This is a genomic window from Streptomyces sp. bgisy159 (assembly GCF_965341775.1).
GTDB lineage: Bacteria > Actinomycetota > Actinomycetes > Streptomycetales > Streptomycetaceae > Streptomyces.
In genome coordinates this window covers 30,066-53,393 of sequence record NZ_CBDQZH010000045.1, presented here as the reverse complement: position 1 = coordinate 53,393, position 23,328 = coordinate 30,066, and the positions used below count along the sequence as shown (strand labels likewise).

Annotated in this window: 25 protein-coding genes; 16 read left to right on the top strand and 9 right to left on the bottom strand. The window is 73.2% G+C overall.

Features of this window, described 5'->3' with window-relative positions:
- The first annotated feature begins 202 nt into the window (after positions 1 to 202).
- The 4 genes from ACSLTV_RS30285 to ACSLTV_RS30270 all read left to right on the top strand — a co-directional run bounded on the left by ACSLTV_RS30285 (position 203) and on the right by ACSLTV_RS30270 (position 5,948).
- A complete protein-coding gene (locus ACSLTV_RS30285; protein ID WP_432138150.1) occupies positions 203 to 775 on the top strand; it encodes a TetR/AcrR family transcriptional regulator in 573 nt (190 codons plus the stop codon).
- 144 nt (positions 776 to 919) lie between these two features.
- Positions 920 to 2,104, top strand: a complete 1,185-nt coding sequence (locus tag ACSLTV_RS30280) for a GDSL-type esterase/lipase family protein (protein ID WP_435613246.1) — start codon at positions 920 to 922, stop codon at positions 2,102 to 2,104.
- Between the two features lie 871 nt (positions 2,105 to 2,975).
- Positions 2,976 to 3,908, top strand: a complete 933-nt coding sequence (locus tag ACSLTV_RS30275) for an NAD(P)-dependent oxidoreductase (protein WP_432138153.1) — start codon at positions 2,976 to 2,978, stop codon at positions 3,906 to 3,908.
- Positions 3,909 to 4,385: 477 nt separating this feature from the next.
- On the top strand, positions 4,386 to 5,948 hold the full coding sequence (locus tag ACSLTV_RS30270) for a pectate lyase family protein (protein WP_432138154.1): 1,563 nt from the start codon (positions 4,386 to 4,388) through the stop codon (positions 5,946 to 5,948).
- Between the two features lie 127 nt (positions 5,949 to 6,075).
- Here ACSLTV_RS30270 and ACSLTV_RS30265 read toward each other — a convergent pair whose 3' ends face one another.
- Positions 6,076 to 7,335 carry a cytochrome P450 gene (locus ACSLTV_RS30265; RefSeq protein WP_432138155.1) on the bottom strand — a complete coding sequence of 420 codons (1,260 nt, stop codon included), beginning with the start codon at positions 7,333 to 7,335 and terminating at the stop codon, positions 6,076 to 6,078.
- 215 nt (positions 7,336 to 7,550) lie between these two features.
- Between ACSLTV_RS30265 and ACSLTV_RS30260 the strand changes: the two genes are divergently transcribed.
- Positions 7,551 to 8,534, top strand: coding sequence for an expansin EXLX1 family cellulose-binding protein (locus tag ACSLTV_RS30260; protein ID WP_432138156.1), 984 nt, complete (start codon positions 7,551 to 7,553; stop codon positions 8,532 to 8,534).
- A 150-nt stretch (positions 8,535 to 8,684) separates the two neighbouring features.
- Here the strand turns inward: ACSLTV_RS30260 and ACSLTV_RS30255 are convergent, their stop codons facing one another.
- Positions 8,685 to 9,158 (bottom strand): MarR family winged helix-turn-helix transcriptional regulator, encoded by a 474-nt coding sequence (locus ACSLTV_RS30255; protein WP_432138157.1) that lies wholly within the window; start codon positions 9,156 to 9,158, stop codon positions 8,685 to 8,687.
- A 114-nt stretch (positions 9,159 to 9,272) separates the two neighbouring features.
- On the opposite strand from ACSLTV_RS30255, the gene ACSLTV_RS30250 reads away from it, so the two are divergent.
- The 3 genes from ACSLTV_RS30250 to ACSLTV_RS30240 are packed head-to-tail and all read left to right on the top strand — an operon-like array spanning position 9,273 to position 10,491.
- Positions 9,273 to 9,689, top strand: coding sequence for a phage holin family protein (locus ACSLTV_RS30250; protein WP_432138158.1), 417 nt, complete (start codon positions 9,273 to 9,275; stop codon positions 9,687 to 9,689).
- Positions 9,686 to 10,228 carry a DUF3618 domain-containing protein gene (locus ACSLTV_RS30245; protein ID WP_432138159.1) on the top strand — a complete coding sequence of 181 codons (543 nt, stop codon included), beginning with the start codon at positions 9,686 to 9,688 and terminating at the stop codon, positions 10,226 to 10,228. Before ACSLTV_RS30250 ends, ACSLTV_RS30245 begins: the two co-directional genes overlap by 4 nt.
- Positions 10,225 to 10,491 (top strand): DUF4235 domain-containing protein, encoded by a 267-nt coding sequence (locus ACSLTV_RS30240; RefSeq protein ID WP_432138160.1) that lies wholly within the window; start codon positions 10,225 to 10,227, stop codon positions 10,489 to 10,491. Before ACSLTV_RS30245 ends, ACSLTV_RS30240 begins: the two co-directional genes overlap by 4 nt.
- 169 nt (positions 10,492 to 10,660) lie before the next feature.
- On the opposite strand, the gene ACSLTV_RS30235 is transcribed toward ACSLTV_RS30240, so the two are convergent.
- The 3 genes from ACSLTV_RS30235 to ACSLTV_RS30225 all read right to left on the bottom strand — a co-directional run bounded on the left by ACSLTV_RS30235 (position 10,661) and on the right by ACSLTV_RS30225 (position 12,683).
- A complete protein-coding gene (locus ACSLTV_RS30235) occupies positions 10,661 to 11,485 on the bottom strand; it encodes an SAM-dependent methyltransferase (protein ID WP_432138161.1) in 825 nt (274 codons plus the stop codon).
- 260 nt (positions 11,486 to 11,745) lie between these two features.
- Positions 11,746 to 12,228, bottom strand: a complete 483-nt coding sequence (locus ACSLTV_RS30230; RefSeq protein WP_435613245.1) for a hypothetical protein — start codon at positions 12,226 to 12,228, stop codon at positions 11,746 to 11,748.
- Positions 12,225 to 12,683: an ATP-binding protein gene (locus tag ACSLTV_RS30225; RefSeq protein WP_432138163.1), complete on the bottom strand. Its 459-nt coding sequence runs from the start codon at positions 12,681 to 12,683 to the stop codon at positions 12,225 to 12,227. The genes ACSLTV_RS30230 and ACSLTV_RS30225 overlap by 4 nt, the downstream gene beginning before the upstream one ends.
- A 125-nt stretch (positions 12,684 to 12,808) precedes the next feature.
- Here ACSLTV_RS30225 and ACSLTV_RS30220 point away from each other — a divergent pair, with 125 nt between their 5' ends.
- Complete coding sequence (locus tag ACSLTV_RS30220; protein ID WP_432138164.1) at positions 12,809 to 13,039, top strand: DUF397 domain-containing protein; 231 nt, start codon at positions 12,809 to 12,811, stop codon at positions 13,037 to 13,039.
- Positions 13,040 to 13,140: 101 nt separating this feature from the next.
- Positions 13,141 to 14,061 carry a helix-turn-helix domain-containing protein gene (locus tag ACSLTV_RS30215; protein WP_432138165.1) on the top strand — a complete coding sequence of 307 codons (921 nt, stop codon included), beginning with the start codon at positions 13,141 to 13,143 and terminating at the stop codon, positions 14,059 to 14,061.
- A gap of 46 nt (positions 14,062 to 14,107) precedes the next feature.
- Here the strand turns inward: ACSLTV_RS30215 and ACSLTV_RS30210 are convergent, their stop codons facing one another.
- Entirely contained in the window at positions 14,108 to 14,926 is an 819-nt protein-coding gene (locus ACSLTV_RS30210) for an SAM-dependent methyltransferase (RefSeq protein ID WP_432138166.1), read from the bottom strand.
- 263 nt (positions 14,927 to 15,189) lie between these two features.
- On the opposite strand from ACSLTV_RS30210, the gene ACSLTV_RS30205 reads away from it, so the two are divergent.
- The 3 genes from ACSLTV_RS30205 to ACSLTV_RS30195 all read left to right on the top strand — a co-directional run bounded on the left by ACSLTV_RS30205 (position 15,190) and on the right by ACSLTV_RS30195 (position 17,290).
- Positions 15,190 to 15,867 carry a helix-turn-helix transcriptional regulator gene (locus tag ACSLTV_RS30205; protein WP_432155270.1) on the top strand — a complete coding sequence of 226 codons (678 nt, stop codon included), beginning with the start codon at positions 15,190 to 15,192 and terminating at the stop codon, positions 15,865 to 15,867.
- A complete protein-coding gene (locus ACSLTV_RS30200) occupies positions 15,864 to 16,829 on the top strand; it encodes a pyridoxal-phosphate dependent enzyme (RefSeq protein WP_435613244.1) in 966 nt (321 codons plus the stop codon). Before ACSLTV_RS30205 ends, ACSLTV_RS30200 begins: the two co-directional genes overlap by 4 nt.
- A 95-nt stretch (positions 16,830 to 16,924) precedes the next feature.
- Entirely contained in the window at positions 16,925 to 17,290 is a 366-nt protein-coding gene (locus ACSLTV_RS30195; RefSeq protein ID WP_432138169.1) for a cupin domain-containing protein, read from the top strand.
- A 174-nt stretch (positions 17,291 to 17,464) separates the two neighbouring features.
- Here the strand turns inward: ACSLTV_RS30195 and ACSLTV_RS30190 are convergent, their stop codons facing one another.
- From ACSLTV_RS30190 to ACSLTV_RS30180, 3 genes are all read right to left on the bottom strand, one after another.
- Positions 17,465 to 18,853: a VWA domain-containing protein gene (locus ACSLTV_RS30190; protein WP_435613243.1), complete on the bottom strand. Its 1,389-nt coding sequence runs from the start codon at positions 18,851 to 18,853 to the stop codon at positions 17,465 to 17,467.
- Entirely contained in the window at positions 18,850 to 19,707 is an 858-nt protein-coding gene (locus ACSLTV_RS30185; protein ID WP_432138171.1) for an AAA family ATPase, read from the bottom strand. The genes ACSLTV_RS30190 and ACSLTV_RS30185 overlap by 4 nt, the downstream gene beginning before the upstream one ends.
- 117 nt (positions 19,708 to 19,824) lie before the next feature.
- Positions 19,825 to 20,670 carry an NAD(P)H-binding protein gene (locus ACSLTV_RS30180; RefSeq protein ID WP_435613242.1) on the bottom strand — a complete coding sequence of 282 codons (846 nt, stop codon included), beginning with the start codon at positions 20,668 to 20,670 and terminating at the stop codon, positions 19,825 to 19,827.
- Between the two features lie 104 nt (positions 20,671 to 20,774).
- Here ACSLTV_RS30180 and ACSLTV_RS30175 point away from each other — a divergent pair, with 104 nt between their 5' ends.
- The 3 genes from ACSLTV_RS30175 to ACSLTV_RS30165 all read left to right on the top strand — a co-directional run bounded on the left by ACSLTV_RS30175 (position 20,775) and on the right by ACSLTV_RS30165 (position 23,322).
- The gene (locus tag ACSLTV_RS30175; protein ID WP_432138173.1) at positions 20,775 to 21,185 is read left to right on the top strand and encodes a winged helix-turn-helix transcriptional regulator; all 411 of its coding nucleotides are present in this window, start codon (positions 20,775 to 20,777) and stop codon (positions 21,183 to 21,185) included.
- Between the two features lie 31 nt (positions 21,186 to 21,216).
- Positions 21,217 to 21,636: a CBS domain-containing protein gene (locus ACSLTV_RS30170; RefSeq protein WP_432138174.1), complete on the top strand. Its 420-nt coding sequence runs from the start codon at positions 21,217 to 21,219 to the stop codon at positions 21,634 to 21,636.
- A gap of 144 nt (positions 21,637 to 21,780) precedes the next feature.
- Entirely contained in the window at positions 21,781 to 23,322 is a 1,542-nt protein-coding gene (locus ACSLTV_RS30165; protein ID WP_435613241.1) for an FAD-dependent oxidoreductase, read from the top strand.
- Positions 23,323 to 23,328: the final 6 nt, after the last annotated feature.

Genomic DNA, 23,328 nt, shown 5'->3' with positions numbered 1-23,328 from the left:
GGGCGGACTGCAGCGCCACCAGCCGCCGCGCCAGCCGGCGCTGCGCCCCCAGGTCGGGCTCCGCGTCGTCCGAGCCGCCGGTGAGGTCGTCCAGGACCCGCCAGCCGGGCTCTCCGAGCCTCCCGACAAGGCGTTACCTAATCCAATTAGGCAGTTGGCTACTCGCTTATGGCAGACTGTTGTGGGACACAAGGAGGTGAGGATGGCCAGGATCGGACTGACCACGGAGCGCCTGGTGCTGGCGGGGGCGGACCTGGCCGACGAGATCGGCTTCGAGGGCGTGACCCCCGCCGAGCTCGCGCGGCGACTCGGCGTCAGGACGGCGAGCCTGTACTCGCACGTGAAGAGCGCCCACGACCTCAAGACCAGGATCGCCTTGCGGGCACTGGAGGAACTGGCCGACCGGGTCTCGAACGCCGTGGCCGGCCGCGCCGGCCGGGAGGCGCTGACCGCCTTCGCCGACGCCTACCGGGACTACGCCCTCCAGCACCCGGGGCGCTTCGCCGCCGCCCGCTTCCGGCTGGACCCGGAGACGGCGGCCGCCAGTGCCGGGGTACGGCACGCGCAGATGACGCGGGCACTCCTGCGCGGCTATCACCTGGCCGAGCCGCACCAGACGCACGCCGTACGGCTGCTCGGCAGCGTCTTCGGCGGATTCGTCGCCCTGGAGGCGGCAGGGGGCTTCAGCCACAGCGCCCCCGACGCGCAGGAGAGCTGGACCGAGATCCTGACCGCGCTCGACGGTCTGCTGCGCACCTGGCCCACCACGGCCTGAGCGGACTACCTCCCGCGCGGACCGACTACCGGCCTGAGCGGACTACCTCCTGCGCGGACCAGCTACCGGCCTGAGCGGACTACTACGGAGCCTGAGCGGCTCACCACGGCCTGAACGGCACGAGAGATCGAAGAGACCGAAGACATGAACGCCGAGCCCGACTGGATCACCACCCCCATCACCGCCGACCTCCTGCGCGGCGCACTGGACCTGGAGCGCACCGAACGGGGCCTGCTGCCCCACCGGCTGCCGCCGGGCGCCCGGCGGCAGATCCCCGACGACCAGCTGGCCATGGCGGAGTCGCAGCCCTCGGGAGTGCGGCTCGTCCTGCGCACCCGGGCCACCGCTGTCGAGCTGGACGTCCTGGCCACCAAGCGCGTCTACCCCGGAGCCCCGGCCCGCCCCGACGGGGTGTACGAACTGCTCGTCGACGGGCGGGTCGCGGGCCGGGCCGGCGTGACCGAGGGCGACACCCTCACCGTCGACCTGGCCTCCGGGAGCGCCGAATGCCGGCCCGGGCCCGTCCGGACCGTGCGCTTCACCGGCCTGGCCCGAAAGGAGAAGGACGTCGAGATCTGGCTGCCGCACGACGAGACCACCCGACTGGTCGCCCTGCGCACCGACGCCCCCGTGGCTCCCCGTCCGGACGACGGCAGCAGGATCTGGCTGCACCACGGCAGCTCCATCAGCCACGGGTCCAGCGCCGCCGGTCCCACCGGGACCTGGCCGGCCGTCGCCGCCTCCCTGGGCGGGGTGGAGCTGATCAACCTGGGGTTCGCGGGCAGTGCGCTGCTCGACCCGTTCACCGCACGCGCCATACGCGACACCCCGGCCGACCTGATCAGCGTCAAGATCGGCATCAACGTGGTCAACGCCGACGTGATGCGGCTGCGCGCCTTCGGCCCCGCCGTCCACGGCTTCCTCGACACCATCCGTGAAGGGCACCCCACCGCCCCGCTGCTCGTGGTCTCCCCGCTCCACTGCGCCATCCACGAGGACACGCCCGGTCCCAGCGCCCCGGATCTGGGCGCGATGAGCGAGGGACGCCTGCGTTTCGTCGCCCTCGGCGACCCCGACGAGACCGCCGCCGGGAAGCTCACGCTGACCGTGATCCGCAGCGAGCTGGCCCGCATCGTCCGGGAACGTGCCACCGCGGATCCGTACCTGCACCACCTCGACGGCCTCGACCTCTACGGGGAGCCCGACCACGCCGAGCTGCCGCTGCCCGACGCCCTGCACCCGGACCCCGCCGCCCACCGGCGCATCGGGGAGCGCTTCGCCCGGTTCGCCTTCGGCGCCGAGGGGGCGTTCGTGGCGGAGATCCACTGACGGCCGCCGCGTTCGCCGGCCCGCCACCCCGCTGCGGTGACCGGTGGCGTGGCAGGCACGGACGCCGCCGATTCACCCGGCCGGGCTAGTGGCGGGTGGGCGAACGACCGGTCCTCCGCCGCTGGCCGCAGGGTGCCGGGGGAGTCCCGGGCGGGCTGCCCGGCGCGGGTTCGCCTTGCTGCGGGCGAGGGGCCTGTGACGATGAGGACAAGGGTCCGACCGCTCGCCGGCCCGGGAGGCAGCCATGGTCTTCGTCGTGATGGCACTGCTCTTCCCCGCACTGATGCTGGTGTTCATCCTCGTGATGGACACCTTCGAGGATCGCTGCTTCGGCACGTCCGCCCCCAACCCCGCACCCGAAACCCCGGCACCCGAACCCTGCGACGCCCGACAGGCCCGCCGCCGACCCGCCGGCCCGGCAACCGAGTGCACCTGCGGCGGCAGACCCGGTCTCCGCCGGACCGGCCGCACAAGGCGGCGCTAGCACGCGACCGGGCCGCCGAGCCGGACTCGCGGCGGGCCACCGTACGCGCCCGCCGACCGGTCCACACGGTCGGGAGGCGTTGCGCGTCACCGGGGGAAGGCGACCGGGCCCCGTGGCCGGCGGGGTCCGGCTGCCGTGATCGACGCGCCCGCCGTGATCGCCGTCGCGGCCGGCTTGCCGACGCGGCGTCCCGTCGAGACGCGGACCGCGGCGCAGGGTGAGCCGTCTCAGCGTCCAGCAGACCCGACCCCGCCCCGGGCCGACAGCGCCCGATTCCCACAGGCGCACGTGCCACCGCCGCCACCGGGCACCCGGGCCTCACCGCCGTCGTCAGCGCATGAACGAAGACCACGAACGAAGACCACGAACGAACAGGGAAGCCGACACATGACCGACCAGCTCACCGTGAGCGTCCTGGGCACCGGCATCATGGGCGCCGCGATGGCCCGCAACCTCCTCCGCGCCGGGCACACCGTGCGCGCCTGGAACCGCACCTCCGCCAAGGCCACGCCGCTGGCCGCCGACGGCGCGCTCGTCGTGGACACCCCCGAGGAAGCGGTGGCGGGCGCCGACACCGTCCTCACCATGCTCCACGACGGTCCGGCCGCCCTCGACGTCATGCGGCGGGCCGCTCCCGGCCTGCGTCCGGGAACCGCCTGGGCGCAGTGCACCACCGCGGGGACGGCAGCCCTCGCCGACCTGGCGGCCTTCGCCCGGGAACACGAACTGCTCTTCTACGACGCCCCCGTGCTCGGCACCCGCGAGCCCGCGGAGAGCGGCCGACTGGTCGTCCTCGCGGCCGGGCCGGCGGCAGGCCGGGAAGCGGTGACCCCGATCTTCGACGCGGTCGGCGCCCGGACCGTGTGGACCGGCGAGGACGGCGCGGCCGGCAGCGCCACCCGGCTGAAGCTCGTGGCCAACACCTGGGTCATCGCCACCACCAACGCCATGGGCGAGGTGCTGGCCCTGGCCCGTGCCCTCGAAGTGGACCCGCGGAGCTTCCTGGACACGGTCGCCGGCGGCCCGCTCGACATGGGGTACCTGCGGGCGAAGACGAGCCTGGTCCTGGAGGACCGGCTCTCCCCGGCCCAGTTCGCGGTGGCGACGGCCGCCAAGGACGCCCGGCTCATCGTCGAGGCGGGCCGGCAGTACGGCCTGCGCCTGGACGTGGCCGCCGCGAGCGCGGCACGGCTGGAGCGTGCGGCGGCGCAGGGGCACGGGGACGAGGACATGGTCGCGGCCTACTTCGCGAGCTTCCCCGAAGCCTCGGAGAGCCAGGAGCCCTGGACGACCGAGGAGGCCGACGGGGGAGTCCGGTAGCGCTGCGCCCTCCCCCCGGGCCGAGCCGCTCGGCGCAAGAGCCTTGCCAGCCGAACCGGCTCAGCCCTATTCTCAAGGCTAGAAAGCGCTTTCCCCAGCGAGGTGTCACCCGTCGGGTGAAAGCGACCGTCACAGCACCTCTCACGACTGCGGGTGTGCCTCCCAGGTGAGTCAAGACCTGACTTGACCTGGTCGTCTGCGCGCCGCGAGACGTGGAGGTGCGTGTCTGGCGAAGTGTCACCGCTCCATGGGTCGGTCGCGTAAGCGCTTCCGTCGCGCCGTACGCGTTGACCGTCGCGCACCGCATCACGACCGTCGCGCGACCGACCCGCGAACGCACCGCATCGAGGACGGCACCCGCAACCGGCCCGACCGCCAGCCGCTCACGACAGGTCGGCACCCTCGATGCCTTGCTGTCATGCCCATGGCATGAGAGGCGCACCACCCGAGATTCCGGGACGAATTGGGGAGACGAGGATGAGACGACGACCAGTCACCATGCGCCTCTGTGCGGCGCTGGCCACCATGGCCCTGGCCGGCGCGACCGGCGTGGCGCTGTCCATGTCGGAGGCTTCCGCCGCGACCGGTGGCGTCACCGGATACGCGACGCAGAACGGCGGGACCACCGGCGGTGCCGGCGGCACCACTGTGCGGGCGACCACCGGCACCGCGATCCACGCGGCCCTGTGCAACCGGGCCAGCAGCAGCACCCCGATCACCATCCAGGTCGAGGGCACCATCAACCATGCCAACACCAGCAAGGTCTCGGGCGACAGCTGCGACACCGCCGACGACAAGATCGAGCTGAAGAGGGTCAGCAACGTCACTCTCGTCGGGGTCGGCAGCGGTGCCGTCTTCGACCAACTGGGCATCCACATCCGGGAGTCCAGCAACATCGTCATCCAGAACGTGACGGTGCGGAACGTCAAGAAGTCCGGCTCGCCCACCTCCAACGGCGGTGACGCCATCGGCCTGGAGAGCGACGTCCACAACGTCTGGGTCGACCACACCACCCTGGAGGCGTCGGGCGGGGAGTCGGAGGGCTACGACGGCCTCTTCGACATGAAGGACGACACGCGGTACGTGACCCTGTCCTACAGCATCCTGCGCAACTCCGGCCGCGGCGGCCTCGTCGGCTCCAGTGAGACGGAGCTGTCCAACAACTACATCACGTACCACCACAACCTCTACGAGAACATCGACTCCCGGGCACCCCTGCTGCGCGGCGCCACGGCCCACATGTACAACAACCACTACGTCCACCTGAACAAGTCCGGCATCAACTCCCGGGCCGGCGCCCACGCCAAGGTGGACAGCAACTACTTCGAGGACTCCAAGGACGTCCTCGGCACCTTCTACACCGACGCGACCGGCTACTGGCAGGTCAGCGGCAACATCTTCGACAACGTCACCTGGTCCGAGCCCGGCGCCGAGAACCACCCGGCGGGCCCCGACGTGCGCTCCACCACCACGGTGAGCGTCCCCTACTCGTACAGTCTCGACGCGGCCGACTGCGTGCCGAGCGTGGTGAGCGCGACAGCCGGCGCCGGCAAGGGACTGCGGGTCTCGGACGGCAACTGCACCCCGCAGACGCCGACGCCCACCCCGACCGGCTCGACGCCCACTCCGACGCCCACCCCCACCGATCCCGGCCCCGAGCCCAGCCAACCGACCGGCACCAACCTCAGCATCGGCGCCGGCTCCGACGGCTCCAGCAAGGCCGACGGGACGAGCTACGGCAACGTACGCGACGGTGACATGGGCACGTACTGGTCACCGGACGGCTCCACGGGTGCCATCTCGATCAAGTGGGGCTCCGCCACCGGCGTCTCCAAGATCAACATCCGGGAGGCGGCGGGCGCCGTGGGCCGCATCGGCTCGTGGCGGGTCGTCAACCACGACACCGGTGCCACCCTCACCTCCGGCAGCGGGGCCGGTGTCATCACCTTCCCCCGCACGTCCCTGAAGAAGATCACCTTTGAGATCACCGGCTCGTCCGGCACCCCCCGGGTCGCCGAGTTCGAGACCTACGCCGGATAGCCGGCCGGCGCGCACCACGGAGCCGGGGGCCGTCGGCGACCGACGGTCTCCGGCTGCCTTCGGCAGGCCGACGTTCTCCGGTCGCCCCGGCAGACCGACCGTCCCCGGCCGCCCCGGCGGGCCCCCGTCAGGCAGGCTCCACGGGCACCCGCAGCGGCGCGCGGAAGGACAACAGTCCCAGCACCGGCGCGTCGGCGGCATCCGGGGTCTGCCGCACGGCGGGCAACGCCCGGGCCGCCGCCCGGAGCGCCACGGCCGCCTCCGTGCGCGCCAGCGACGCGCCGGGGCAGCGGTGTCGGCCGGCACCGAAGGCCAGGTGCTGCCGGATCTCGGCCCGGTGCGGGCACATGCGGTCCGCCGCCGGGAAGACCTCCGGGTCCGAGCCACTGCCCATCAGCATCAGCAGCAGCTGCGCACCTCCCGGCAGCTGTGTCCCGCCCAGCTCGACGGGCCGGGCGGTGACCCGGCGCCAGGTGGTCACCGGCGGCTCGCGCCGCAGCACCTCCTCCACCCACGCCCGGGCCAGTCCGTCCTCCCGCCCGGCCCGGGACCACACGCCCGGCTCGGCGAGGGCCCGGCGCAGCACGGTGGCGATGAGCTGCCCGGTGGTGGACTGCCCGGCGATGAACACGAAGAAGCAGGCGCCGACCGCGGTCGCCACGTCCACCGGCTCGCCGTCGGGCAGCCGGTGCTCGGCCAGGGCACCGACGAACGAGCCGGGGGAGTGCGTCCGGTCGGTCACGACCTGCGTCAGCCACTGGTGGAACTCGCCCACCAGCTCCGCCAGTTCGAGCTGGCGCTGGGGTGAGGGCCGGCCCCAGAACAGTTCGAGGGAGGCATCGCTCCACCGGATCAGCGTGGCGGGGGAGACACCGTCGATGCCGAGCAGTTCCATCAGCACCCGGCAGGGCAGCACCTGGGCGAAGGACGGGAACAGGTCGACGCCGCCCGAGACGTGGAGGCGTTCCCGCGCCGCGGCGAGCAGTTCGCCGGCGATCCGCTCGATCACCGGCACGGCGTCCGCGACGCGCCGCGCGTTGAAGAACCTGGTGACGACCCGGCGCAGCCCCGCATGGCTCGCGGTGCCGTTGTTGGCCAGCGCCGGCGGCAGCTTGAAGCCCGACCGGGCGAGCACCCGCAGCACCCCGACCGGCAGGGGCGTCACCGCGTGCTGGGCGTTGTCGGGGCGGAAGACGTCCGGGTCCAGCAGCACCCGGCGGATGTCCCGGTGCCGGCTGACCAGCCAGAGCCCGGTGCCGGGGTCGTGGTGCACCGGAGCCTGCGCGCGCAGTGTGTCCAGCCAGGGATAGGGGTCGCTCACGAAGCCGTCGCCGAACAGGTCGAGCGGCCCGAGTGCGGGGGTTGCGTGCAGAACCGGGGAGGTCACGGCCCGGACGCTAACACGTGCGCCCCATGCGTCCCGAAGCGTGTGCGCGGCATCACGCGCAGGCGTGACGGCGCTCGGTGACGGTGGTCGTGCACCGCCGCGCCGGGTGCACGGCAACCTTTCCGGGTTTCGCGGCCACTGACGAGTCGAAGGCTCCTCGTGGCGGGAGCCCCGTATCCGCACCATGTCCGGCCGAACCGCGTAAGGACTCACCTGTGGCGTCCCGTTCCCACCGCCGTGCCCCCCGCCGGCGGCACCCCCTCCTCATATCCGCCGTCGCCGTGGCGGCCGTCGCGGCCGTCGTCTCCCTCGTCCTGGTACTTCGCCCCGGCGACGGGGACGGTTCCGGGCCAGGCCCGGCCACGGCTGCCGCCGCGCCGCGCGCGCTCGTCCCAGCCCAGACCTCCGGCACGGCGACGCCGACGGCGACGGGCACCAGGCCCGAGCCCCTCCCGTCCTCCCCCTCGGCGTCCGCGTCCCCGTCGCCCACGGCGAGCCCGACCACCACCCCTACGGCGGACACCTCGTCCGCGCGCTCCGAGGCCGCGGACGGCGGGCGGCCCGCCCCCGCCACCGCCCCGCAGGCCGGACGGATCCGCCCCGGCACCACCTACCGGGGCGTCGCCACCCACTACGACGCCGGTGACGGCAACGGGGCATGCTCCTTCGGCCCCAGCGACGACCTCATGATCGCCGCCATGAACACCACCGACTACGCCTCCGCCCAGGCGTGCGGGGCGCATGTGCTGGTGCGCGCGGCGAACGGCGCCACCGTCACCGTGCTGATCACCAACGAGTGCCCGCTGCCCTGCGCGCCCGGCCAACTGGACCTCAGCCGACAGGCGTTCGCGAAGCTCGCCGATCCCGTCACCGGCCGGATCGCGGTCACCTGGAGTCTGCTGAGCCCGAGCACCTCCGAGCCGCTCTCGATCCGCTACAAGACCGGCTCCAGCCGGTACTGGTGCGGCATCCAGGCGCTCGGCCACCGTAATCCGCTGGCCCGGCTGGAGGTGCGCGCCGGCGCCGGCTGGCGGGCCCTGCCACGCACCGGGTACAACTACTTCCTCTCCGAGCAGGGTGCGGGCTGCGGCGGCTCCCTCCGGCTCACCGACATCTACGGGGAGCGGCTGGTGATCGACGGTATGGCGCTGCGGCCGGACGTCGTCCAGCGCACCGGCGTGCAGTTCGCCCGGCACTGACCCGGGCCGCCGTACGCCGGCGCCCGTCGGCCGGGGGCGTTCGCGCGGGCACCGGCGGCGGGGACCGCGGCGGCGCCATGGGACCGACGTTCGGGACGTAGCCCTTGCCGGGCGTGCCGGCCCGACGTGTCCGCGGAACCGGCGCGCCTGTCAGGGGGCGTCGAGGCGCAGCTGCTCGGTGAGGGTGCGCAGCGCGCCCAGAGCGGCGCCGAGGGCGTCCAGCTCACGGTCGGGCAGAGCGCGCAGGACGTGCCCGAGGTGGGTGCCCGCCAGCTGTCCGGCCTCGTCGAGCCGTCGCCGTGCGGCGGAGGTGAGGTGCAGGTGCGCGATCCGCTTGTCGGCGGGGTCCCCCCGTCGTTCCAGCAGTCCCTGTCCGGTGAGCTGGGTGACCAGCGCGCTGACGTTGTTCGGCTTCATCAGCAGGGCGTCGGCGGCCTGGCGCACGGTCACCCCGGCCTGTGCCTCGACGTGCCGCAACAGCGCCAGCTGGGCCTCGGGCAGCTTCGCGGCCGGGCAGTCCCGGCCGACCCGACGGTCCAGGGCGCGGTGCAGCGCGGGCAGCCATGCCACGAGGCCGGCGGCCACCTCGTCGACGTCCGGTCCGGGTGCGCTGGGTCGGGACATGTCCGCCAAGGTAAGTATCCGCGGATACCTATGTCAAGGTACCTGTCTCTGGTGAGAGTCATCGCCTGCCGGGTACTCGGCCGACCAGCCCTGCTCCGGAGAGGAAGAATCGACATGACCGTCACGCAACCGCGGCACAGCGTTCCAGCCGACGCCTCGGTGGGCGAGCTGGTGCAGCAGGCCTCCCGGCAGATGACCGAACTGGTCCGGGCCGAGATGCGGCTGGCGCAGACCGAGATGACGCAGAAGAGCAAGCGCTTCGGGCTGGGCGGCGGCATGTTCGGTGGCGCCGGCCTGGTCGCTTTCCTGGCACTCCAGGCGCTGGTGGCCGCCGCGATCGCCGCCCTGTCCCTGCCGCTTCCGGTGTGGGCCGCGGGGCTGATCACGGCCGGCGGTCTGCTCCTGATCGCCGCCGTGCTGGCCGTCGTGGGCAGGTCGCAGGTCCGCCGGGCCAACCCGCCCACGCCCGAACAGACCATCGACACCGTCAAGGCTGACCTTGCGGAGATCAAGGAAAGGGCACATCGATGAGCAGCGAGGGGACGCCTGCCCGTAAGCCCAGCGCCGAGGAACTGCGCGATCAGATCGAGCGGACCCGCGAGGACCTCGGCAGGACCGTGGAAGAACTCGCCGCCCGGGCCGATGTCAAGGCCCGCGCCCAGGAGAAGGCCGGTGCCGCCAAGGCGCGTGCCGGTGATGCCGCCGACCGCATCGCCGCGCGCGCCCGTGCCCGCGCCGCCCGGGTTCGCGGGAAGGTGCCCGCAGCCGTCCAGCACGGGACCGACCGGGTACGCCGGAAGGTGCCGGAGTCCGTCCACCACACGGCCGACCGGATGCGGCAGAAGCTGCCGGAAGCGGTCCACCACCCGGCCGAGCGCGCCCGGGACTCCGCCGCCGGTTCCGGCTCCGGCCACGTCGAGCGGGGTACGACGCCCGGGCCGGTGCGCGCCCGGGGCGGGCACCGGGCACGGTCGGCCATGCGGCGCCGTCGTACCGCCCTGCTCGCGGGGACGGCCGCGGGCGGTGCCGTCGTCCTGGCAGTCCGCCATCACAAGGGGAACCACCGATGAGAGCGAGCAAGATCGCCTACAAGCCCGTCGGGCTGGCCGCGGGGGCCGCCAGCGGGGCGATGGCCGGTGCGGCCTTCAAACAGACCTGGAAGGTACTGGGGCACGACGAGGACGCCCCGGACGCGACCGACGAGGAACGCACCTGGCGGGAGGTCCTGCTGGCGGCCACCGTCCAGGGTGCGATCTTCGCCGTGACCAAGGCGGCCGTGGACGGCGCCGGCGCCGCCGCCACCCGGCGGCTGACGGGCACCTGGCCCGGCTGACGGGTAGCAGGACCGCGGGCCGGCGAGCCCTGCCCGATGGTTCCGGGTAGCCGGCCCGGCCGACGAGCCCGTGACCAGGGGAAGCCGAGTAGCTGCTCGTCGGCCTGACGCGACGGACCGAGACGGGCGTGACCCGCCGCGCCCGGCAGCGCGGCGGGTCACGTCCCGGTCACGCCTTGCGGCCCACGGCGCCGTACGCGTCGACGGTGAGGCCGGGATTGGCCGAATCCGCGGGGTCCGGGCGCCACGCGGTCACCTGGACCACGCCCGGCTCCACCAGCTCCAGCCCCTCGAAGAACCCGGCGATCTCCTCGACACCGCGCACGTAGTACGGCACCGCGCCGCTCGCGTTGTAGGCGTCCGAGGCGGCGATGATGCCCTCGCTGGTGGCGGTGCCGTCGCTGATGACCAGGTAACTGCCTGACGGCAGACCCGCCAGCAGGCGTCCGACCAGGTCCCGTGCCTGCTCGTACTCGGCGACGTGGCCGAGGGTGTTGAGGATCATCAGGGCGACCGGCTGGGAGAGGTCCAGCGTCCCGGCGGCGGCCTTCAGGATGCCCTCGGGATCGTAGAGGTTCTGGTCGAGGTAGGCGGTCCGGCCCTCGCGGGTGCTGGTGAGCAAGGCGTGGGCGTGCGCCAGCACCACCGGGTCGTTGTCGACGTAGACGATCCGGGCGTCCGGGGCGACGCGTTGGGCGACCTCATGGGTGTTGTCGGCGGTCGGCAGGCCGGTGCCGATGTCCAGGAACTGGCGGATGCCCGCCTCGCCTGCCAGATGGCGTACGACCCGCCCGAGGAAGTCCCGGCTGGTCACCGCGACGTCGACCAGACCGGGGAAGATCTCCTTGATCTGGTCGCCGATCTCCCGGTCGACCTCGTAGTTGTCCTTGCCGCCGACGAAGTAGTTCCAGAACCTCGCGGAGTGAGGCTTGGACGTGTCGATCCGGGCACGTCCTCCCGGAACGGCGGCGTCCGGAGCGGTGGAGTCCGTCACGGCAAGACCTCCCATGAGTTCTGATGATCAACGCGGGACCACCCTAGGTGAACTCCGGCAGTTGCCAAGGGAGTTGAGGTGACCGACGCCTGTGCACCGGGTGGATCTGGCCAACGCCGCGGACCGGCACTCCAAGAAGGCGGGGCCCCGGAACGCCAGGCGCAGGGGAGCCCGGAACCACGGGGCCATGAACCGCGGGGCCATGAACCACAGGGCCATGAACCGCGAGGTCGGGGATCGCGAGGTCGGGCGCCTCGGCGTCAGCCGCCGATGGTCGCCGCGAGTTCCGCTCGCGCGCGGGCGATGTCGGGGTCCGGTTCGGCGGGCAGCCGGTCGAGCACGCCGCGCTGGGCGCGCACCGCCCGGCGGGCCGCCCGCTCCCACTCGACGTAGTTGTCGCGGTGGCGCAGCAGCTTGGGATAGCTCGCAGCGGTCGTCTCCCACTGGCGGGCGTCGGCGATGTCCTTGAGCAGACGCAGTATCCGCGCCCGGCAGGGAACCTGTGGCAGCTGGACCAGCTCCCACAGGAAGGGCACCGTCGCGGCGGTCGCCTGGTCCACCACGAAGCCGTACTGGCAGATGCGCGCCCGCAGCTGGTCGAGCGCGCCGGTGGCGGCGGCCTCGTCGCCCCGGGCCACGTCGGCCAGCAGGTACGGGATCCCGGCGGCCGAGCCGGTGGAGTCCTTGATCTCGGGCCAGGGCACCAGTGCGAGCCCGGCGAGGGCCCCCGGTCGGCCGCTCATGCCGGCCGGGGCCGGGTCGGCAGCATGGCCCAGACGGTCTTGCCCAGCGGGGAGCGCCGGGTCCAGCCCCAGTGCTCCGACAGCGCCTCGACGATGTGCAGCCCCCGCCCGTGCTCCAGCAGCGACTCCTCCGGGTACGGGTACACGGGCGGCGTGTCGCTCTGGTCGGTGACCGCGCACACCAGGTGGGAGCTGCGCAGGCTGAGCCGCAGCCGCACGTCGGCGACGCCCGGCGTGACGTCAGGCAGGGCGTGCAGCACGGCGTTGGCGGCCAGCTCCGTGACCACGGTGACCGCGTCCTCGGCGCACCGGCCGAGCTCCCAGCGGTCCAGGGTGCGGTGGGTGAAGTCACGAGCTTCGGCGAACCCCTCGCGGGTGCCCGTGATGTGCAGCGTGGCTGTTCTCGGCGAGTCCTCTGCGGACTCCTGGCTCCGGAACTGCGCAGGTGATGACACGGCATCTCCCTGAGGCGACGTCAGGACGGGGCGCCGAAAGGCGGTTGACGGCACCGCTATTATCCACGGAGTCGATGGCCTCGTGCAATTTCACGAGAAATTGCGCCACGAGTGAGGAGAGTGCGATGCCGTCAGTGCGCAACGGAGTGCCGGCGAGTTCCCTGGGGGTTCGCTGGACGAAGAGCAGTCACAGCAACGCCGAGGGCAACTGCGTCGAGATCGCCCTGCTGACCGGGGGAGACGTCGCGCTGCGCAACTCGCGCGACCCCGAGGGCCCGGCCCTGGTCTACACCCCGGCCGAACTGGCCGCGTTCCTGGCCGGTGCGAAGGGCGGGGAGTTCGACCACCTGGTGTGAGTCCGTAGTTGACTCGCAGTCAGGCAACGTCCGGTGCGGTGCTTTCGGCGGACCGGTGCCACAATGAGGTGTCGCCGTCAGCCGGTTCATGGGGAGTCAGGATGTCCGCCGAGTCACCTCGCGTCACCCGCCTCGAACCTTATCTGGACCGTGCGGAGCCCGCCCCGACGCTGTTGAAGATGCTGGTCGGCGTGCAGTTGGCGGGCATCCGCGAGGATGCCGGCCTGGCTCAGGACCAGGCGGCGCGTGCCCTCGGGTTCAGCCCGGCCAAACTCTCGCGCATCGAGGCCGGAAAAGGCCGCAAGCCCCCGGTCGAGGCCGATGTGCGGGCGCTGCTGGATCTGTACGGCACCGACGAGTACGAGGCGTCGGTGCTCCTGCGGTTGCTGCGCAGGGCCGGCGAGCCCGGCTGGTGGCAGCGGTACGACAAGCGGCTGATGCCCGAGTGGTTCGACCGGCTGGTCGGACTGCAGGAGGCGGCGACCGCGATCCGCACCTACGAGACCCAGTACGTGCCGGGCCTGTTGCAGACGCCCGCCTACACCCGTGCGGTCGTCAAGCGCGGGCTGCCCAGCGCGCCCGCGCGCGAGGTGGAGCGGCGGGTGGAACTGCGCACGCGCCGCAGCCGGCTGCTGGAGCGCGAGGACGCACCGCAACTGTGGGCGGTCGTCGACGAGTCCGTGCTGCTGCGGGTCCTCGGCGGACCGGAGGTGATGCGGGAGCAGCTCGACCATCTGCTGGCGAAGGCGCGCAGCGCGCAAGTGACCGTGCAGGTCGTGCCGCTGGACGTCACCCACGCCTCGGCGCCGGGCTTCCCGCTCACCTATCTGCGCTTCGGCGGCTCCGATCTGCCCGACGTGGTGTATCTGGAACAGATCAGGAGCGCCACGTTCCTGGAGGACCGGGACGAGACGGAGGAGTACCGGGTCACCCTGGACCGGCTGGCCGACGAGGCGCTCGACCCCCGTGAGTCGCTGGCGCTCATCGAGGAGACCCGGGACCGGCGCTACCCGCTCCCGTGACCGGGGGCCGGCTACCTGCGCCGGCCCACACGCCGACCGGGGCCGGCTACCTGAGCCGGCCCACACCGCCGAACTCGATCCATTCCTGTGTGGCCTGACGGGGCGCCACCTCCGTGTCCGGGCGCCAGGTGGACACCTCCACCAGCCCCGGCTCCAGGACGTCCATGCCGGTGAACCACTCGGCGACGTCCTTCTCCTCGCGCACCCGGCCCCAGTGGCCCTGGGTCGCCTTGTCCATGAAGTCCGTGACGAACTCCCGCACCTTCGGGTCGTCGCTGACCAGCTGGCACATCAGCAGGTAGCTGCCCGGTGCGAGGCGCTCGGTGACCCGGCGGATCACGGCCCGGGGGCCGTCGGTGTCGCTGTCCGGGATGCAGTGGAAGACCGAGTTGAACAGCACCGCCACCGGCTGGTCGAAGTCGATCAGCCGACGGGTCTCCTCGTGCTCGAAGACGGCCTCGGTGTCCCGCAGGTCGGCGTGGATCACAGTGGTCCGCTCGTCCTGCTCCAGCAGGGCACGGCCGTGCACGAGCACCATCGGGTCGTTGTCGACGTAGACGACGTGGGCGCTCGGGTCGATCCGCTGTGCCACCTGGTGGACGTTGTCCTGGGTGGGCAGGCCGGAGCCGTGGTCGAGGAACTGCCGGATGCCGTACTCCTGGGTGAGCGTGCGCACCACCCGCTGCAGGAAGCGCCGGTTGTTCAGCGCCAGGGCGCGGGTGCTGGGGACGACCTTGTCCAGCTCCTCGCAGGCGGCCCGGTCGGCCGCGTAGTTGTCCTTGCCGCCCAAGTAGTGGTCGTACATGCGCGCGGCCGTGGGGACCGTGGCATCGATCGACGTGGACAGCTGTTCGCCAGGTTGCATCTGTTTCCCCCAGATCCGCACCGCGCCGTGGACCGGCGCGACCGACAATACATCGTAGGCAAGCGGCAATTGGTCGTATCAGCTCTTGATCCACCCGTCCCTGCGCGACGGCGTCCGGAACGGCACGCGCGGAGGAGACTTCCCTCGGTCGCCAGTTCGGTCGCCCCTTGCCGTGCACGCCTGCTGGACGTACAGTCCGATCATCAGACAGAAAGTCCAGTGGGTGTGAACGGGCAGCCCCGTGGGTCGGAAAGGGGGAGCGCATGGCGCGGGAAGCCGAGCGTGACGCGATCCTCGCCGCTGTACGGCCGGTCGTCGAAGGGATCGCCGCGACGTTCGGACCACTGTGCGAAGTCGTGCTCCACGACTACCGGCGGCCGGAGGCGTCCGTCGTCGCCGTCGCCGGATCGGTGACCGGGCGCGCGGTCGGCGGTGCGATGAGCGAGATCGGGATGCGGGTCCTCGCCCGCGGCGACACGGCCGCCGACGAGCTCAACTACCTCACCCGCACCCCCCGCGGAGACCTGGTCAAGGCATCGACCATGGTGTTGCGCGACTCCTCCGGCACCGTCTTCGGAGCCCTGTGCGTCAATGTCGACGTCACCGCCCTGGACCGGGCCCGCTCCCTCCTCGGCTCGCTGGCCGGCGCCGCCGACCGGGCCGCCGACGCGCCCGAGACGACCTTCGGCGACGACATCGACTCGGTCGTCGACGCCCTGCTCGACCGGCACCTCTCGCCGCACGACCGGGCCTGGACCGCCCTGGACCGCGCAGAGCGGATCGCCCTGTTCCGCGGTCTCGACACGCACGGCGTCTTCGCCGTGCGCCGCTCGGTGGAACAGGTCGCCGCCCGCCTCGGCATCTCCCGCGCCTCCGCCTACCACTATCTCGCCCAGGCCAGAGCGGCCGCCGCCGACGACACCGAGGGAGCCCTCCCGTGACCACCCCGCCGATCACTCTCGCCGACATCCGCGACGCGGCCGGGCGGCTCGAAGGCGTCGCCCACCGCACACCCGTACTGCGCTCACGCACCCTCGACGCACGGGCCGGCGCCGAGCTCTTCCTCAAGTGCGAGAACTTCCAGCGGGCGGGCGCCTTCAAGTTCCGCGGCGCCTACAACGCGGCCTCCCGCCTCACCCCCGGGCAACTCGCCCGGGGCATCGCCGCCTACTCCTCCGGCAACCACGCCCAGGCTGTCGCGCTGGCCGCCCGGGAACTCGGCAGCACCGCCGTGATCGTCATGCCCGAGGACGCCCCGCCCGCCAAGCGCGCGGCGACCGCAGGCTACGGCGCCGAGATCGTCACCTACGACCGCTACACCGAGGACCGCGTCGCCATCGGCGAGGCCCTCGCCGCCGAACGCGGCCTCGCCCTGATCCCGCCGTACGAACACCCGCACGTCATGGCCGGGCAGGGCACCTGCGCCCTCGAACTCCTCGACGAGGCCGGTGAGCTGGACGCGCTGGTGGTACCCGTCGGCGGCGGCGGACTGATCGCCGGCAGCGCCACCGCCGCGAAGGGCCTGCGGCCGGACACCCGGATCATCGGGGTCGAGCCCGAGGCCGGCGACGACACCAAGCGGTCCCTGGAGGCCGGCCGGCGCGTCGCCGTCGACGTCCCGCGCACCATCGCCGACGGCCAGGCCCTTGCCACCCCCGGCGAGCTGACCTTCTCGGTCAACCGGCGGCTCGTCGACGCCGTCGTGCTGGTGAGCGACGACGAGATCCGGGACGCCATGCGGTTCGCCTTCGAGCGGCTGAAGATCGTCCTGGAGCCGAGCGGCGCCACGCCGCTCGCCGCCGTCCTCACCGGGCGGGCCGGTCCGCTTCCGCCCCGGACCGGGCTGATCCTGTCCGGCGGGAACGTCGACGCCGAACGCTTCGCCGACCTGCGCGGACGCTGACCGCCCCGCCGAATGGCGGCCCCGGGTGGACGGACGCACGATGAGGGGGTAAGAGGCACCCTCGGTGCGCGGCACCGGCCGGAAGGAGGAGCGTCATGCTGGAAGTGAAGACGCTCGACAAGCCCGACGAGCGGCGGGACTTCCCCCGCGGCCATCTGGAGGCCGTCCACCTCACCGGTCTGGACTTCGCCGTGGCGACCTTCGAACCGGGCTGGCGCTGGTCGGAGTCGGTCGGACCGATCGCCGGCACGGCCAGTTGCCAGGTCCACCACAACGGCTACATGGTCCAGGGCCGGATGCGCATCCGCATGGACGACGGCGCGGAGAGCGAGGTCGGCCCCGGTGACGTCTTCGTGTGCCCGCCCGGGCACGACGCCTGGGTCGTGGGCGACGAGCAGGTCGTCGTGCACGACTTCGCGGGGACCATGGCGAAGGAGTACGCGAAGGCCACGGACGGCTGAACGGGCGGTGCGCGCTCACACGGTGACGACGAGCTTCCCCCGCGCGTGATCGGTCTCCAGATGCCGCAGCGCCCGGGGCGGCCTCGCTCTCCACGGAGCGTAGGCGAGCGGCCCGGCCGACGGTAACGGTGTCGGGGAGGTTCCCCAGGGTTCGGCTCCCCGCAGTGCCCGGCGTCAGACCGGCAGCAGACGGCTCACGATCTCGCCGAGCCGGCGGGCGTTGCGGCACTCGTGCATGGCGACGACTTCCGCGTACTCCGGCGCGACGGAGTCGCCGGTGCCCCACTGGGCGCGGGGCTCCGGGTTGAGCCAGTGGACCCGGCGGGCCCGCCGGGCGATCTCCCGCACAGCCGGCAGGTTCGGGTCGGCGTGGTTGGTGCGGGCGTCGCCGAGGACGAACACCGTCGTACGGGAGGTCAGCGCCGTGATGTGGCGCTCGGCGAACTCGCCGAACGCCATGCCGTAGTCGCTGCTGCCATGCCAGGAGGCGACGGCCGCCTCGGCGTGGATCCGGCCGCTGAGGCCCGCCGGGTCCGCCGTGCCGCGCCGCAGCAGGCCGGTCACCTCGTCGACCCGGTTGACGAAGGCGAACACGCGGACCTTGGCGAACTGGTCGTGCAGCGCCTGCACCAGCAGCATCGTGAAGTCGGAGAAGCCCGAGACCGAGCCCGAGACGTCGCACAGCAGCACCAGCTCGGGCCGCGCGGGCCTGCGCCTGCGCAGCACCGGCCGGACCGGCACTCCGCCGGTCGACAGCGAACCGCGCAGGGTGCGGCGCAGATCGATGCTGCCGCGGGCGGCCCGGCGCCGGCGTGCGGTCAGCCGGGTGGCCAGCTTGCGCGCCAACGGCTGCACGGTCCGGCGCAGTTCGGCCAGCCGGTCGCGGCCCGCGTAGAGGAAGTCGACCCGGTCGGCGGTCGGCGCGACGGCTCGCCGGGCGATCTCCTCCCGGCCCCGCCGCTCGGCGACCCGGCGCCGCGCCTCGGCCGCCACCAGCGTTCGGAAGGCCTCGACGCGCCGCCGGATCTCGTCCTCCAGCACCCGGTCCGCGAACCCCGGAGCACCGCCGTGGGCACGGACGTCGTCGCGCACCCGCGCCAGCAACGTCTGCGGGCGCAGCCGCTCCAGGGTCTGGTGGGACGACCAGCCGTCCCCGCCCGGCGAACCGCCGTAGCCGCCGAAACCGTCGACCGCCTCGACGGCCAGCCGGCGCAGCAGCGCGGTGTCGTCCGCGGCGAGGGCCGCGGCGAGGCGGTCACGCAGGTCGTCCCGGCCGGCCGACTGCCCGGCCGGCCCGCCGACCGCGGTCGGGAAGTACAGGTCGAAGACCGCGTCGAACAACTGCCGCCCGCCGAGCGTGTGCAGCAGCGTGGCGGCCAGCCCCTCGCGCAGCAGCGTGCGGTCGTCGAACCCCAGCTCGGCCGCCGCTCGCGCCGCGTCGACGGTCTCGGCGGTGCCGATCCGCAGGCCGTGGGCGCGCAGCGCGGCGACGAAGCCGGTCAGCCGCGCCGTGGTGTCCCCCGACGGGCCCGGATCCCGCGCGTGGTCCGCCGCGTCGGTCACAGCGCGTCCAGATCCAGCTTGGCGGCGGCCTTGAGGACGTCCTCCTGGTGCTTGAGGAGGACGCCCAGGCTGTCCCGGACGACACCCTCGTCGAGGGTGTCGGCGCCCAGCGCCAGCAGGGTGCGCGCCCAGTCGACGGTCTCGGCGACCGAGGGCAGCTTCCTCAGGTCCATCGCCCGAAGCGCGCCGACCACCCGCACCACGGACGCGGCCAGCGCGGCGTCGATGCCGGGCACCTTCAACCGGACGATCCTGCGCTCCAGTTCCTCGTCCGGGAAGCCGATGTGCAGGAAGAGGCAGCGGCGGCGCAGGGCCTCCGACAGCTCACGGCCGGCGTTGGACGTGAGCACCACGAAGGGACGGCGGGCAGCGGTGACGGTGCCCAGTTCGGGCACGGTGACCTGGAAATCGCTGAGGATCTCCAGCAGCAGGCCCTCCATCTCGACGTCCGCCTTGTCGGTCTCGTCGATCAGCAGCACCTTGGGATCGTCCCCGCGGATGGCCGTCAGGAGCGGGCGGGGCAGCAGGAACTCCTCGGTGAAGATGTCCGTGCGGGTCTCGTCCCAGCTCTGGTCCCGCCCCGCGCTGATCCGCAGCAACTGCTTGGCGTGGTTCCACTCGTACAGCGCGCGGGACTCGTCGACCCCCTCGTAACACTGCAGCCGGATCAGCCGGGCGCCCGCCACCTGGGCGACCGCCTTGGCGAGTTCGGTCTTCCCGACGCCGGCCGGGCCCTCCACCAGCAGCGGCTTGCCCAGCCGGTCGGCGAGGAACACGGTCGTGGCGACCCCGGGGGAAGCCAGATAACCGGTCGCGGCGAGGCGTGCGCGGACGTCGTCGACGGACGTGAACAACGGGGCCTCCCGAGGGTGAGGGCACGACGGCGACCGGCCGCCCGGCAGGGCGACCGGGTCACTATCTAAGCGCTTGTTCAGCTCTTCTGTCACGCCCCTGCGCCGGGCGCGGGGCCGTCAGCGGAACGCGGCCGCGTTCCGCCGCGCCCACTGCGCGAAGTCCCGGGGCGCCCGGCCCAGGACCCGTTCGACGTCGGGGCTGATCCGCCGCTCCCGCGGTGTCGGATCGCCCAGGATGTCGAGGGTGGTGTCGGCCACCGGCTCGGGCAGGAAGGCGAGCATCTGCTCCCGCGCCTCCTTGCGGGTCTGCTCGACGAACCGGACCGGCTCGCCGATCGCGTCGGCCAGGGCCCGGACCCGCTGCCTCGGAGTGGTCGCCGCCGGGCCGGTCAGTTCGTAGATCCGGCCGGTGTGGCCGTCCTCGCGCAGCGCCGCGGCGCCCACCTCGGCGATGTCCGCCGGGTCGACGGTGGGCAGGCCCACGTCCCCGAAGGGCGCCGAGACCGTACGGTGCGCGCGCACCGGCTCCGCCCAGGCGAAGGCGTTGGAGTGGAAGCCCCCCGGCCGCAGGAGCGTCCAGTCCAGGCCCGAGTCCCGCACCGTGTCCTCGATGCCCCGGGCCAGCCGGCCGTGCGACGCCGACTCCGGGCGGGTCACCACGCCCTGCGACGACAGCAGCACCACCCGCTCGACCCCGCCGGCCTTCGCCGCGTCGAGGATGTCCCGCGGGCTGATGAGAGGGGCGCTCGCCCCGCCGTTCTGCAGGAACAGGGCCCGGGCGCCGTCGAGCGCCGGTCGCAGGCTCCCGGCGTCCGTCAGGTCGGCCCGTACGGCCCGAACCCCCTTCGGCACGTCCCGCTCCGAGACGCCCCGCGAGGTGGCGATCACCCGCTCACCCGCCGCCGAGAGGACCCGCACCAGCTCACGGCCGACGTTCCCCGTCGCCCCCGTCACCACGATCATGAGTAACTCCCCGCAAAGAATCGGTGTGTTCGTCGAGGACGCTAACAGCGTCGGTATAGTAGGTACCTAGAGGAAAGTGACTTTCCAGAGGGGATGCGCAGCCCATGCCGACCGCCCGAGCGAAGCCCGCCGCACCCGCCGCCGACCCCCAACTGGCCTGCCCCGTCTCGCCCGTGGTGGACATCGTCTTCAGCCGCTGGACCACCCCCGTGCTGTGGACGCTCCACACGCACGGCCGGCAGCGCTTCGTCGAACTGCAGCGGCGGATCCCCGCCATCACGCCCAAAGTGCTCACCCAGCGCCTTCGGCAGCTGGAGCGGGACGGCCTGGTGGTGCGCACCTACCACCCGGAGGTCCCGCCCCGCGTCGAGTACGAGATCAGCGCACTCGGCCTCAGCCTCGCCCCGCTCTTCGCCCACCTCGCCACCTGGGCCGAGGAGAACCTGCCCAAGGTGGAGCGGGCCCGCCACGAGTACGACGGGGACACCGGGTACCCGGCCGCCGAACGGCGGTGACGGCCACCGCCGGACGGCAAGGAGGCACGCAGTGACCCAGCACGTACGGGACATCATGACCGCGACGCCGGTGACCGTGGAACCGCAGACCTCGGTGACCGACGTGGCCCGTCTGATGCGGGACGAGAACATCGGCGCCGTCCTGGTCACCGACCAGGACGAGCTGCGCGGCGTGGTCAGCGACCGCGACCTCGTGGTGCGCGCCCTCGCCGAGGGCTGGGACCCCGACGACACGACCGTGGTCCGCACCTGCAGCGACGACCTCGTCACCATCACCCCCGACCAGGACGTCGACCAGGCCGTTGGCCTGATGCGCGAGCACGCCGTGCGCCGGATCCCGGTCGTCGAGGACGGACGGCCGGTCGGCATCGTCTCCCTCGGCGACCTGGCCATGGAACGCGACCCGGAATCCGCCCTCGGGGACATCAGCGTCGCCCGGCCCAACCGGTGACCGGGGACAGACCCGCGGCGGGACACACCGCCCAGCCCGTGACACATCAGGCCCGGGCGATCGAGCCCCGCTCCCGGCCCCGCCGCACCGGCGGGGCCGGGCCGCGCCCCGTGTGACCCGCACCGGCCTGGGCACCCGGACCGCATGCGCGCACCGGACCACCTGTACGGCTCCCACTGGCTGCGGACGGCGCCGCCGACCGACCCCGCGCCGCCCCCCGAGGGCCCCCTCGACGTGGACGTCGCCGTCGTCGGCGGGGGCGTCGCCGGCATCAGCACCGCGTGGGAGCTGGCCCGGCGCGGCCGGTCCGTCGCCGTCCTGGAGGCCGGCCGCCTCGCGTCCGGCGTCACCGGGCACACCACCGCCAAACTGAGCGCCCAGCACACCCTGATCTACGACCGGCTGCGCCGCACCCGCGGCCCCGACGCCGCCCGGCTCTACGCCCGCTCCCAGACGGACGCCATCCGCCACGCCGCCGGAACCGCCACCGAGCTGGGCGTGGACTGCGAGTGGGAGGAAACCGCCGCCTGGACCTACGCCGAGGACCCCGGCCGGATCCCCGAGCTGAGGGCGGAGGCGGCGGCCGCCGAAGAGGCCGGCCTGCCGGCCGAGTTCGTCACCGACACCGAGCTGCCGTTCCCCGTCGCGGGCGCGGTCCGCGTCACCGGACAGGCCCAGTTCCACCCCGTGAAGTACCTGCTCGCCCTCGCCGACGACATCCGCCGGCTCGGCGGCGCGATCCACGAGCACACCCGGGTCACCGCCCTCAGCGAGGGCGACCCCTGCGTGCTGACCACCGCGTCGGGCACGGGCGGCACCGAGGTACGCGCCCGGAACGTGGTCGTCGCCACCCACTACCCCGTCTTCGACCGCGCGCTGCTGTTCACCCGGCTCTCCCCGCGCCGCGAACTCGTGGTGGCCGCCCCCGTCGACCCGGCCGCCGCCCCCCGCGGCATGTACATCACCCCCGAGCAGAACACCCGCTCGCTGCGCACCGCGCCCCTCCCGGACGGCGGCCGCCTGCTCATCGTCACCGGTGAGCACTTCACCCCCGGAACCGGAGAGGACGTGGCGGAGCGCTTCGACCGGCTCGCCGCCTGGGCGACGGACCGGTTCGGCCCGCTGTCCTTCACTCACCGCTGGGCCACCCAGGACAACGACCCCACCGACTCCGTGCCGCTCGTCGGCCCCCTGCACCCCGGCGCCCGGGGCGTCTACGTCGCCACCGGCTTCGGCGGCTGGGGCCTGGCCACCGGCATCATGGCGGGCCGGCTGCTGTGCGACCTGATCACCGGCCGCGCCTGCCCGTGGGGCGAGCTGTACGACCCGCGCCGGATCGCCTCCGTCGTCCGCGAGGGCACCGCCTTCCTCAAGCAACAGGCGGACGCGGCCCGCCACTTCGTCGGGGACCGGCTCCCCTCGTCCGGCGGACCGTCGTCGGTGGACCGGATCACTCCCGGCGACGGGGCCGTCGTCCGCGTCGGCGGGGAGCGCCGTGCCGTGCACCGTGACGACGACGGCGCCCTCCACGCCGTGTCCGCGCGCTGCACCCACCTGGGCTGCCTGGTCTCCTTCAACCGGACCGAACGGGCCTGGGAGTGCCCCTGCCACGGCTCCCGGTTCGCCCCCGACGGGCACGTCCTGCAGGGACCCGCCGTCCAGCCCCTGGAGCCGCGCGACCTCTGAGCGCGG